The organism is Streptomyces sp. 3-6 (assembly GCF_056323165.1).
Map to the genome: position 1 here is coordinate 106,118 of NZ_JBWHZP010000013.1, position 11,685 is coordinate 117,802.

At 75.0% G+C, this 11,685-nt stretch carries 9 protein-coding genes; 2 read left to right on the top strand and 7 right to left on the bottom strand.

Going from position 1 to position 11,685, the window contains the following annotated elements; translation table 11 throughout:
- Window positions 1-55 precede the first annotated feature (55 nt).
- From AC02VZ_RS18305 to AC02VZ_RS18315, 3 genes are all read right to left on the bottom strand, one after another.
- The gene (locus tag AC02VZ_RS18305; RefSeq protein WP_432058496.1) at window positions 56-889 is read right to left on the bottom strand and encodes an aldo/keto reductase; all 834 of its coding nucleotides are present in this window, start codon (window positions 887-889) and stop codon (window positions 56-58) included.
- Between the two features lie 83 nt (window positions 890-972).
- Window positions 973-2,799 carry an AMP-dependent synthetase/ligase gene (locus AC02VZ_RS18310; RefSeq protein ID WP_476475871.1) on the bottom strand — a complete coding sequence of 609 codons (1,827 nt, stop codon included), beginning with the start codon at window positions 2,797-2,799 and terminating at the stop codon, window positions 973-975.
- 407 nt (window positions 2,800-3,206) lie between these two features.
- On the bottom strand, window positions 3,207-4,073 hold the full coding sequence (locus tag AC02VZ_RS18315) for a LysR substrate-binding domain-containing protein (protein ID WP_432058498.1): 867 nt from the start codon (window positions 4,071-4,073) through the stop codon (window positions 3,207-3,209).
- A gap of 186 nt (window positions 4,074-4,259) precedes the next feature.
- Between AC02VZ_RS18315 and AC02VZ_RS18320 the strand changes: the two genes are divergently transcribed.
- Complete coding sequence (locus AC02VZ_RS18320) at window positions 4,260-5,363, top strand: bile acid:sodium symporter family protein (RefSeq protein WP_476475907.1); 1,104 nt, start codon at window positions 4,260-4,262, stop codon at window positions 5,361-5,363.
- Here AC02VZ_RS18320 and AC02VZ_RS18325 read toward each other — a convergent pair.
- Window positions 5,299-6,543 (bottom strand): DUF4185 domain-containing protein, encoded by a 1,245-nt coding sequence (locus AC02VZ_RS18325; RefSeq protein WP_432058499.1) that lies wholly within the window; start codon window positions 6,541-6,543, stop codon window positions 5,299-5,301. The genes AC02VZ_RS18320 and AC02VZ_RS18325 overlap by 65 nt on opposite strands.
- Window positions 6,544-6,816: 273 nt before the next feature.
- Window positions 6,817-7,665, bottom strand: a complete 849-nt coding sequence (gene fdhD / locus AC02VZ_RS18330) for a formate dehydrogenase accessory sulfurtransferase FdhD (protein WP_476475872.1) — start codon at window positions 7,663-7,665, stop codon at window positions 6,817-6,819.
- Window positions 7,666-8,065: 400 nt separating this feature from the next.
- On the opposite strand from fdhD, the gene AC02VZ_RS18335 reads away from it, so the two are divergent.
- Complete coding sequence (locus AC02VZ_RS18335; protein WP_432058501.1) at window positions 8,066-9,004, top strand: beta-ketoacyl-ACP synthase III; 939 nt, start codon at window positions 8,066-8,068, stop codon at window positions 9,002-9,004.
- 152 nt (window positions 9,005-9,156) lie between these two features.
- Here the strand turns inward: AC02VZ_RS18335 and AC02VZ_RS18340 are convergent, their stop codons facing one another.
- Together AC02VZ_RS18340 and AC02VZ_RS18345 are read right to left on the bottom strand one after the other, a co-directional pair.
- Window positions 9,157-9,933 carry a hypothetical protein gene (locus AC02VZ_RS18340; RefSeq protein ID WP_476475873.1) on the bottom strand — a complete coding sequence of 259 codons (777 nt, stop codon included), beginning with the start codon at window positions 9,931-9,933 and terminating at the stop codon, window positions 9,157-9,159.
- A complete protein-coding gene (locus tag AC02VZ_RS18345; RefSeq protein WP_476475874.1) occupies window positions 9,930-11,630 on the bottom strand; it encodes a serine/threonine-protein kinase in 1,701 nt (566 codons plus the stop codon). The genes AC02VZ_RS18340 and AC02VZ_RS18345 overlap by 4 nt, the downstream gene beginning before the upstream one ends.
- Window positions 11,631-11,685: the final 55 nt, after the last annotated feature.

The following is an 11,685-nucleotide window of genomic DNA, read 5'->3' on the forward strand; positions in this document are numbered from 1 at the left end:
CCCGCGGAGTGCGGGAGCGGGGAGGCCGTCGTGGGCGGGCCGGGTGCGGTCCTGCTCAGGCGCCGTTCAGGCGGGCCGGGTCCGGGCCCAGGCGCCGGTCCTCGTTCAGCGCGCTGATCGCGGCCAGGTCCTCCGCGTCCAGGGAGAAGTCGAACACGTCGAAGTTCTCCCGGATCCGCGACGGCGTCACCGACTTCGGGATCACCACGTTGCCCAGCTGGAGGTGCCAACGCAGCACCACCTGGGCCGGTGTGCGCTCGTGCTTGCGCGCGATCGCCACGATGGCCGGCACCTCCAGCAGCCCCTTGCCCTGGCCCAGCGGCGACCACGCCTCCGTGGCGATGCCCCGCTCGGCGTGGTACTCGCGCGCCGCGTGCTGCTGCAGGTGCGGGTGCAGTTCGATCTGGTTCACCGCCGGGACCACCGACGCCTCGTCCGCGAGCCGGTCCAGGTACTCGGGCAGGAAGTTGGACACACCGATGGCGCGGACCCGGCCGTCCGCGTACAGCTTCTCGAACGCCCGGTACGTCTCGACGTACAGGTCGCGCTCCGGGGTCGGCCAGTGGATGAGGTACAGGTCCACGTGGTCCAGGCCCAGCTTCGACACCGACGCGTCGAAGGCGCGCAGCGTCGCGTCGTAGCCCTGGTCGCTGTTCCACACCTTGGTGGTGACGAACAGTTCCTCGCGGGGCACGCCGGACCGTGCGATCGCCCTGCCGGTGCCCTCCTCGTTGCCGTAGGCGGCCGCGGTGTCGATGCTGCGGTAGCCCGCCTCCAGAGCCGTCGCCACGGCCGTCTCGGCCTCGGCGTCCGGAACCTGCCAGACGCCGAAGCCCAGTTGGGGCATCTCCACGCCGTTGTTCAGGACGATCGGGGGGACCTTGCTCACGAGCTCTCGATCCTTCGGTTGTGGACGGTGAACAGCCCCATCCTCAACGATCACACCCCGCCGTGCATTCCGGACCGCACAATTCACGCGTGGTACAACGCCTCCACCTCCTCGGTGTACGCCTTCTCGATGGCCTTGCGCTTCAGCTTCAACGAGGGTGTGAGCAGGCCGTGTTCCTCGGTGAACGGCTGCGCCAGGATGCGGAACGTGCGGATCGACTCGGCCTGCGAGACCAGGGTGTTGGCCGCCACCACGGCCCTGCGCACCTCCGCCTCCAGGTCGGCGTCCTGCACCAACTCGGCGGCCGGCAGGGCCGGTTTGCCCCGCATGGCCAGCCAGTGCTCCACGGCCTCCGGGTCCAGGGTGATCAGCGCCGCCACGTACGGGCGGTCGTTGCCGACGACGATGCACTGGTTCACCAGCGGATGGTCCCGCACCCGCTCCTCCAGCGGCCCCGGTGAGACGCTCTTGCCGCCGGAGGTCACCAGGATCTCCTTCTTGCGGCCGGTGATGGTGAGGTAGCCGTCCTCGTCCAGGGAACCCAGGTCGCCGGTGGCCAGCCAGCCGTCGCGCAGCACCTCGTGCGTGGCCCCGGGGTTGTTGAGGTACCCCTGGAAGACGTTGTCGCCGTTCAGCCAGATCTCGCCGTCGTCGGCCAGGCGCACCGACACGCCCGGTACCGGCCGTCCCACGGTGCCGAAGCGGGTCCGCTCCGGCGGGTTGGCGGTGGCCGCCGCCGTCGACTCGGTCAGGCCGTAGCCCTCGTAGACGTGGATGCCCGCCCCCGCGAAGAACAGCCCGAGCCGCCGGTCCATCGCCGAACCGCCCGACATCGCGTGCCGGATCCGCCCGCCCATCGCGGCCCGCAGCTTCCCGTACACCAGCTTGTCGAACAGCTGGTGCTGCACGCGCAGCGCCGCCGAGGGCCCCGGCCCGGTGCCCCACCCCTTCGCCTCCGTCGCGTCGGCGTGGTGCACGGCCACCTCGACCGCCTTCTCGAACGCCCCCGCCCTGCCCTCCCGCTCCGCCTTCCGCCGCGCCGCGTTGAACACCTTCTCGAAGATGTACGGCACGGCCAGGAAGAACGTCGGCCGGAACGCGGCCAGGTCCGGCATCAGCGCCGCCGCGTTGAGCTGCGGCTGGTGGCCGAACCTGACCCGCCCGCGGATCGCGGCCACCTGTACCATCCGCCCGAAGACGTGCGCGAGCGGCAGGAACAGCAGCGTCGCCGCCTCGTCGCCCCGGCGGGAGTGGAACACCGGCTCCCAGCGTTCGATGACGGTGTCCGCCTCGAACATGAAGTTGCCGTGCGTGAGCACGCAGCCCTTCGGGCGGCCCGTGGTGCCGGAGGTGTAGATCACGGTCGCCACCGAGTCGGGGGTGACGGCCCGGCGGTGGCGGTGCACGACCTCGTCGTCGAGCGGGGCGCCCGCCTCGTACAACTCCTGCACCGCACCCGCGTCGAGCTGCCACAGCCGCCGCATCCCGGGCAGCCGGTCGATGACGGTGGCGATCGTCATGGCGTGGTCCTCGTGCTCCACGACCGCCGCGCTGACCTCCGCGTCGTGCAGCATCCACAGGACCTGCTCCGCCGACGACGTCGGGTAGAGCGGCACGACCTGGGCGCCGACCGTCCACAGCGCGAAGTCGAACAGCGTCCACTCGTAGCGGGTGCGGGACATGATCGCGACGCGGTCACCGAACCGGATCCCCTGGGCGAGCAGGCCCTTGGCGAGGGCCAGCACCTCGTCACGGAACGCGCCGCTGGTCACGTCACGCCACCGGCCGTCGGCGTCCTTGCGGCCGAGCGCGACCCGCGACGGGTCCTCCTGCGCGTACCGGAACACGACGTCCGCCAGACCGCCCACCGGAGGGGGCAACGCCAGCGCAGGGCTGGTGAACTCGCGCACGGCCGCTCCCGTTCCTGGCTCCCCGGTACTCGCACGATGCGGACCCTTCACCGCGCCGACGGGGGAACCCCCGGCACGGCGCGGTGAAAGCTACCCCACCTTCCCCGGGGCGCGGGAGGGGGCGGGAAACCTGAACGTCGCTCGCGTCCGCGCAGGTCAGCGCCTCAGAATGCACCCACAAGGGGAAGGGCCGGACAGATTCCTGACTTTTGAGTAAGGATCGCGGGGGCAATCTCCACGGAATCTGTACGCGGGGTTGACCGGCGCTTGACGCTCGGGGGTGGGAGGGCGGCGGGCCCCGGCGGGCTCGGCGCCCCACGGAAGCGGCCTGCCGTCGATGCCACCCGCCCTCGATGCCGTCCGCCCCGGGAGTCGCCCGCCCTCGACACGCCACCCGCCCCCGGGCGTCACCCGCCCCGGTGCAGCCGGTCGCCGCCCGCCAGGATGGCACCCGCCAACGCCTGCGCCGCGTCCCGGGCGGACGTCCGGCGGTCGCCGCGCGCCACCACGAAGTCCACCCGCCCCGGCTCCGGCAGCCCCGTCCGCTCCGGCAGCCGCGCCAGGCCGGGCGGCACCAGCCCCCGCGCGTGCACCATCACCCCCAGCCCGGCCCGGGCCGCCGCGACCAGCCCGTTGAGGCTGCCGCTCGTGCAGACGATCCGCCACTCCCGGCCCTGCCGCTCCAGCGCCCGCAGGGCGAGCGCCCGCGTGATGCCCGGCGGCGGGTACACGATCAACGGCACCGGCCGCTCCGGGTCCACCCTCAGCCCCGGGGCGCCGACCCACACCAGCTCGTCGCGCCACACCAGCTCACCGCCGGCGTCCTCCGGCCGGCGCTTGGCCAGCACCAGGTCCAGCCGGCCCGCCGCCAGCCGCTCGTGCAGCGTCCCCGACAGCTCGACCGTCAGCTCCAGGTCCACCTCGGGGTGATCGTGCCGGAACCGTTCCAGGATCTCCGGCAGCCGGGTCAGCACGAAGTCCTCCGACGCCCCGAACCGCAGCCGCCCGCGCACCCGCGTCCCGGCGAAGTGCCGCGCGGCCTGCTCCTGCACGTCCAGGATCCGCCGGGCGAAACCGGTCATCGCCTCGCCGTCCTCGGTCAGCTCGACGGCGTGCGTGTCCCGGGTGAACAGGGGCCGTCCGGTGGCCTCCTCCAGCCGCCGCACGTGCTGGCTGACCGTGGACTGGCGCAGCCCCAGCCGCCGCGCCGCCTGGGTGAAGCTCAGCGTCTGCGCCACGGACAGGAAGGTCCTCAGGTGTCCCGGGTCGTACACCGGCCCAGGCTATCGCGGATCGTGATGACAGTCAGAGCGGTGTGCGGGTTCCCCGATCACCGCGCCGCGGCGCACCATGGGGAGGCCGGCCGACCGCGGCCGGCTGCCCATGTGCCGTCCACCGCCCGCACGGCGACCACCCCGGAGACCTGGAGGACCGTGACCCGCCCGCGCCGGCCGAGCCGGATGCCGCTCGACCCGTACCTCCTGCTGCTGCTCGCCACCGTGGCGCTCGCCACCGTCCTGCCGGCCCGGGGCACCGCCGCGGACCTCGCCTCGGGGGCGTCCACGGCCGCCGTCGCGGCCCTGTTCTTCCTCTACGGCGCCCGCCTCTCCACCCGCGAGGTGGTGGACGGCCTCCGCCACTGGCGGCTCCACGTCACGGTGCTGGCCTGCACCTTCGTCCTCTTCCCCGTCCTCGGACTGGCCGCCCGCGGTCTCGTCCCCACCATCCTCACCGACCCCCTGTACCAGGGCCTGCTGTTCCTCACCCTGGTCCCGTCCACCATCCAGTCCTCCATCGCCTTCACCTCCCTGGCCCGCGGCAACGTGCCCGCCGCGGTCTGCGCGGGTTCCTTCTCCTCCCTCGCCGGGATCGTCCTCACCCCGCTGCTGGCGGCGGCCCTGCTCGGCGGCGCGGCCGGGTTCTCCGGCGAGTCGGTGCTGCGGATCGTGTCGCAGCTGCTCGTGCCCTTCCTCGCCGGACAGATGCTGCGCCCCCGGATCGGCGCCTTCGTCGCCCGGCACCGCCGCGTCCTCGGCCCGGTGGACCGCGGGGCGATCCTCCTCGTCGTCTACACCGCGTTCGGCGCGGGCACCGCACAGGGCGTCTGGCAGCAGGTCAGCCCCGCCCGGCTCGGCGCCCTGCTCGCCGTGGAGGCCGTCCTGCTGACCGTGATGCTGCTGCTGACCTGGTACGGCGGCCGGGCGCTCGGCTTCGGCCGGGCGGACCGGATCGCCCTCCAGTTCGCTGGGTCCAAGAAGTCCCTGGCCGCCGGACTGCCCATGGCGAGCGTCCTGTTCGGCGCGCAGGCGTCGCTCGCCGTGCTGCCGCTGATGCTGTTCCACCAGATGCAGCTGATGGTCTGCGCGGTGATCGCCGGGCGCCGCTCGCGCGACCCGGAGGCCGGCGAGGTCAGCGAGGCCGGCACGGTGCACCAGGCCGGTGAGGTGCGCCTGGCCGGTGAGGTCCGCGAGGCCGACGCGGACGCGCCCGATGCCGGGGTCACCCCGCCGGGCCGAGCCGCACCGTCAGGAACCGGGGCCGGTACAGCGCCACGTTCCGGCTGAGCATCACCGCCGCCTCGGCCGTCTCCATCCAGTTGACGTCGTAGCTGAGCACCAGCCGCCCGTCACGGCTGAGTTCGGGGTGCGTCTGGGGGTTGTAGGCGGCGGTGCCCTCGTGCGGCAGCGCGGGGGTGAACTCCTTCTCCGGCCCGTGCCATGGCCCGGCCGGCGAGCAGGCCCAGTACGACGCCACCGTGGTGAGACCCTTCGCGCCCGCCGCCATCGTGAACAGCACGTACGTCCCGTCGTCACGGACCACGGAGAAGGCGCTGCCCACCCCGGCGCGCCGCCCGTCGCCGAGGACCGGGCGCGGGTCGGCCCGGGTCTGCCACTCCGAGCCGTTCCAGAACTCCCAGGCCGCCGGGTCCGCCAGGCCGCCCTCCGGGACCCGGGCCACGTACGCCCGCGAGACCGGCCGGGACACCGCCCGGCCGTCGTCCCCGCCGAACACGTACGTCCAGCCGTCCTCCTCGGTCAGGGTGGTGCCGAACAGCACCCGGCGCGACGGGTCGGTGACCTGCTGCTGGTCGTGGACGGTGGTCACCGACTCCAGGCGCAGGCCGGGCAGGGAGAGCGTCGCCACCTCCGTGGCCGTGGGCACCCCGTAGATCCAGGGGGGCGGCCCGGTGCGGCGCACCCACAGCAGGACCCGCACGACCTTCTCCGACGAGCCGGGGGAGCGCGGTTCCACCCGGGCGGCGACCGGCCAGCGCCACCGGTCGGGGCCCGGATCCGCGAACAGCGGGGCGGGCAGGGTCCGTTCCAGGCGGCCGTCGCGCATCACCACGGCCGAGTTGCGGACCATCGGCGCGGCGGGCTCCCGCCAGGTGTACGACTCGCCGACCGGGTTGGGCGGTCCGTTGACCCTTCCCAGGAACGTGTCGGAGAACAGCCACAGCAGCCGGCCGTCCGGCAGCCGCACCGAGTGGGTGCCGTCGCCGCCGGTCCAGTCGTCGGTGCGTATGGCGTCGTCGCCGTAGCGGGCGAACTCGGCGGTGAGGGTGTCGTCGGCCGACCAGGAGGCGACCGTACGCGGTGCGCAGGCGTCGCTCCCGGGCCGGCCGTCGTCGGGATGCGGGCCGGAGAGCAGGACGGCACCGAGCACCAGGGCCAGCAGCACCACGCCGGTCGCGGTCGCCGTCCGCCGCCGTGCTCGTGCTGTGTCGTCGGGGTCGTCGGGCACGCTTCGCGACGTTAGTGGCCCAGGGGGCCCCGGTCCATGGCGCCTCGGCCGCCGGGCCGGGGACAGGCTGTCCCCGCGCACCGCCCCGGCCGGTTCACTGCCCCGACGGGTGACTGCCCCGGCCGGGCACCGCCCCGACGGGTCACGCCCCGACCAGGCACCGCCCCGACCGGTCACTGCGCCGGCCGGACACCGGGCCGGCCGTGCTCGCGTGCCGCACGCGGCCGGGCGCCGGGCGCGTCCGAGGGCGGACGACCACGCGGGAGCGGTCCGTCAGCCGTGGGGAGCCGGGGCCCGCAGGTCGATCCGGTGCTCGCCCGCGTACACGTTCATGGAGCCGCCCCGCAGGAACCCCACCAGCGTCAGCCCCGCCTCCGTGGCCAGGTCGACCGCCAGCGACGACGGCGCCGACACCGCGGCCAGCAGCGGGACACCGGCCATCACCGCCTTCTGCGCCAGCTCGAAGGAGGCCCGGCCGGACACCAGCAGCAAGGTCCGGGACAGCGGCAGCCCGCCCTGCTGCAGGGCACGGCCGACCACCTTGTCGACCGCGTTGTGCCGCCCCACGTCCTCGCGCACGTCCAGCAGGTTGCCGTCCTCGTCGAACAGGGCCGCCGCGTGCAGGCCGCCGGTCCGGTCGAAGACCCGCTGGGCGGCACGCAGCCGGTCGGGCAGTTCCGACAGCAGGTCCGCCGTGACCCGCAGCGGGGGAGTGTCGGCGATCGGCCACCGGGTCGTGGTCCGCACGGCGTCCAGGCTCGCCTTGCCGCACAGACCGCAGGACGACGTCGTGTACACGTTGCGTTCCAGGGTGATGTCCGGGACCGGGACACCGGGAGCGGTCTGCACGTCCACCAGGTTGTAGGTGTTGACGCCGTCCGCGGTGGCCCCCGCGCAGTAGACGATGTTGCGCAGGTCGGAGGCCGAGGCCAGCACGCCCTCGCTGACCAGGAAACCGGCCGCCAGGGCGAAGTCGTCGCCGGGGGTGCGCATCGTGATCGCCAGGGGCCGCCCGTTCAGCCGGATCTCCAGGGGCTCCTCGGCGACCAGGGTGTCGGGCCGGCTGGACACCACCCCGTCCCGGATGCGGAGCACCTTGCGTCGTTCCGTGACTCGTCCCATGTCCCCAGTCCTGGTCGTTCCCCGTTCCGTGCGGGCCGCGCGCCGGACGTCCATTGTCCCGCACCGGGCGGACGGCCGGGTCGTGGCGCCCTGCGGGCGGGCCGGTGAGGGAGGGAACGGGTGAGGGGGCGGTGCGGGGCGGTGAGTCGGCCGCGGAGCGGTCCGGGCGACGGCCACCGGGACGTGGCGGGCCCGTACGGTGGCCCGACCGGGGGTCTCCGGGGGACGCCTCCGCGTGGTCGTCCGCACACGCACCGTCGGACTCCCGCCCCCGGCGCCCGGCGGGAGCGGAAGCCGACAACGCCCGGACCCGATTCCTGTCACTTCACCTGCACTCGTACCCGTGAGTCACTGATCAGACTGAGGGATCCCGCTTCCGAACGACGAGGGGACCCCGCCCATGATCGGCTCGCGCATCGCCGCTGTCGGCCACTACCAGCCCGCCCGGGTGCTCACCAACGAGGACCTGGCGGGCATGGTGGACACCAGCGACGAGTGGATCACGAGCCGCGTGGGCATCCGCACCCGTCACATCGCCGGACCCGACGAACCCGTCGACGAACTGGCCGCGCAGGCCGCCGGCAAGGCCCTCGCGGCGGCCGGCCGGACCGCCGACGACATCGACATGGTGCTGGTGGCGACGTCCACCGCGATCGACCGCTCGCCCAACATGGCCGCCCGGGTCGCGGCCCGGCTCGGCATCCCCGGCCCGGCCGCCCTCGACCTCAACGTGGTGTGCGCCGGCTTCACCCACGCGCTGGCCACCGCCGACCACGCCCTGCGCGCGGGAGCGGCCACCCGCGCGCTGGTCATCGGGGCGGACAAGATGTCCGAGGTGGCGGACTGGACGGACCGCTCCACCTGCGTGCTCGTCGGTGACGGGGCGGGGGCCGCCGTCGTGGAGACGGCGGCCGAGCCCGGCGTCGGCCCGGTGCTGTGGGGGTCCGTGCCGGAGATGGGCCACGCGGTGCGGATCGAGGGGACCCCGCCGCGCTTCGCGCAGGAGGGGCAGAGCGTCTACCGCTGGGCGGCCACCCGGCTGCCGGTGATCGCCCGGCAGGCCTGCGAGAAGGCCGGACTGGCCCCCGAGGACCTGGCGGCCGTCGTGCTGCACCAGGCCAACCTGCGGATCATCGAACCGCTCGCCGCCCGCCTCGGCGCGGTCAACGCCGTCGTCGCCCGGGACGTCACCGAGTCCGGCAACACCTCCGCCGCCAGCATCCCGCTCGCCCTGTCCAAGCTGGTGGAACGGGGAGAGGTGAGCACCGGCGACCCCGTCCTGCTGTTCGGCTTCGGCGGCAACCTGTCCTACGCGGGACAGGTCGTCCGCTGCCCCTGACCTCCCGGGCAGGGCTGATCTCCAAGGCAGGGCTGATCTCCCGGGCAGGGCGACCTCCAAGGTAGGGCGTCCTCCTGGGCAGGGCTGATCTCCCGGGCACGGGCTCGGCGGCAGTCGTGGCCGCCCCGGGTCCGTGCGGCGGTCGTGCGGGATCAACGGCAGTCGTAGGTGACGTCCACCCGTGCCGTGCGCTCGACCGGCGTCAGCAGGCGCAGCTCGGCGTGCCCCTCGTAGCGGCCCCGGCCCTCGAAGGTCCACAGCAGGTGCAGCCGCGCCTGCGTCCGGCCCCGGGGCAGCTCCTCGCGGAGCACGCCCGAGGAGGTGCCGTCGCTGCGGGTCCAGCGGTAGGTCAGCACACCGGGCCGGCCGTTCGTCGTCACGGTGCCGACGAGATCCGCGGTGCCCTCGCAGCGCACCGTGGCCGGCCGGGCCGTGACCGCCACGTCCCGCACCGCGAGGTCCGGGCCCAGACGCTGCCAGGCCAGGAAGGCCAGCACGCACAGCAGGACGACCGCGGGCAGCGCGTGCCGCCGCATCCCCCGCCGCACCGGCGGCGCGGACGGTGCGGGCAGCGCCGGGACGACGGGCGTCCCGGAGGAGCGGTGTGCCGGCGCGCCCTCGACACCCGGGCCGAAGCGCAGCACCGTCCCCTCTACCCGGTCCGGCGGCACGGGGGGCGACGGCTCCGGCGCACCGCCCGCCGCTGCGGGGTCCGCGCGGCGGGTGTCCGCGGCCCGGGGCGTGACCGCTTCCGGGGACGTCCCGTCCCGGCCGGGGCCCTGGTCGTCGGGACGGTCGCGGAGCATCGCCGTCTCCGGTCCGGGCCGCTGGATCCAGTGGCTCGCCAGCACGGTGGCGCTGTAGTCGTCGTCCTCCCCGGGCGGGTTTCCGGGCGTGGGCCGCGGCGTGGGGTCGTTCGCCGATGTCATCGCAGGTCGCACCGCCGGGTGAGGAGCTGTTGCGACGCGCCCCCGTCCGCCGACGCCGGCGAGGTGGCCGCGCGCACCGTCCAGTAGCAGCCGAGGGTGGTGAAGGCGTGCTCGACGGTCACGGTGTACCGGGTGGCGCCGCTGCGCCGGACCACCTGCGCGGGCCCGTCCTGGGCGGCCGGCTGTCCGGAGACGTCGCCCGTGAACCAGCTGAGGGAGACCGACACCGGTCCGGTCCCGTCCGTCACCACCGTGACGGTGGTCGTGGCGGTGGTGGCACCGGTCTGCCGGAACTCCGAGACGGCGATGTCCTTCACCGCCGGTGCGGCGGGGGCGGCCGGTGAGGTGTCCGGCGGCGGGGGAGGGGAGGTGGGGGTGCCCGGCCCGGTCGCGGGGCCGCCCGGAGTGCCGGTGCCGGGGTCCGTGTCGGGGTCGGTGCCCGGGTCCGTCCCCGGGGCGGGGCCGGTGCCCGTCGGGTCCGGGCCGCCGGGTGCCGCCGTCGCCGTGCCGGACGGCCCGGCGGACGCGCCGGCCGCGGTGGCGGACGCCGACGGACCCTCCGGCCCGTCCGGTCCGGCCGTCGCGCCCGGCGCGGTGGGGCCCGCGGTGACGCCCGGGCGGGCGCTGGTGGTGGCGAAGACCTCGGCCGCCCGGCGCTCCGTGTCGCCGCCCGACGGCTGGGCCTGCGTCAGCAGCACGGCCAGGACGACGGCCGCCGCCGCGGCCAGCAGTCCCGGACCGCTCGGCCGCCAGGCCCGCGCCCATCCACCGCCCGGCGGCTGCCGCAGCACGGTGCGGGCGGTGTCCGTGGCGGAGAACGCCTCCGAACGGGCCGAGGGCAGCAGCAGCGGCAGCAGCGCGACCAGCGAGGCCAGCCGCCCCCGGCCGCGGTCCTCCCAGCCGGGCCCGTACGCGGCGCCCGCCACCGCCTCCATCTCCGCCACGAACGCCCGTGCGTCGCCCGGCCGCCCCGCCGGGTCCTTGGCCAGTCCGCGCCGGACCAGCGACCGGACGGCCTCGGGCACCTCGGCGTCCGGGACCGGTGCGTCGACATGGCGCAGGGCGAGTTCCGCCAGGTTCTCGCCCGGGTAGGGCTTGCGGCCGGTCAGGCACTCGAAGAAGGTGGCCGTCGCCGCGTACACGTCGGTGGCGGGGGAGGCGGGCTCACCGCGCCACTGCTCGGGAGCCATGTAGGCGGGGGTGCCGGCCACCCCGGCGCGCGTCCCCGCGTCCACCGCGATCCCGAAGTCGACCAGCTTGGAGGCCCCGTCCGGGCCGACCAGGACGTTCTCCGGCTTGTAGTCCCGGTGGACCACCCCCAGCCGGTGGGCGTCGGCCAGGCCCAGCAGCGAGCCCTTGAGCACCGTCAGCGCGGCCTCCGGCTCCAGCGGGCCCCCGCGTGCCAGCAGGGCGCGCAGGGCCACCCCGTCCACCAGTTCCATCACGATGGCCGCGCCGTCCGGGCTCTCCACGTACTCGTACAGCCCGGCCACGTACGGGCTGTCGAGCCCGCCCAGCAGCCGGGCCTCCGCGCGGAAGTCGTGGACGAAGCCGGGGCGGGTGCGCAGCGACGCGCTGAGGTACTTCACCGCCACCGGCACCCCGGTGCCCTCGTGCACGGCCAGCACCACCCGGCCGCTCGCCCCCGCGCCGAGTTCCAGCGACTCGGCGTACCCCGGTACCGTCCACGCGTTCATCGATCCCCCCGGACCGCAGTCCGTCCCCCGGAGCATGGCGCACCCCGGGGCATCC

Coding starts and splice junctions, on each gene's coding strand:
- AC02VZ_RS18320 (WP_476475907.1), top strand. CDS start 4,260: ATGCCGCTCGACCCGTACCTCCTGCTGCTGCTCGCCACCGTGGCGCTC.
- fdhD (WP_476475872.1), bottom strand. CDS start 7,665: ATGGGACGAGTCACGGAACGACGCAAGGTGCTCCGCATCCGGGACGGG.
- AC02VZ_RS18335 (WP_432058501.1), top strand. CDS start 8,066: ATGATCGGCTCGCGCATCGCCGCTGTCGGCCACTACCAGCCCGCCCGG.
- AC02VZ_RS18340 (WP_476475873.1), bottom strand. CDS start 9,933: ATGACATCGGCGAACGACCCCACGCCGCGGCCCACGCCCGGAAACCCG.
- AC02VZ_RS18345 (WP_476475874.1), bottom strand. CDS start 11,630: ATGAACGCGTGGACGGTACCGGGGTACGCCGAGTCGCTGGAACTCGGC.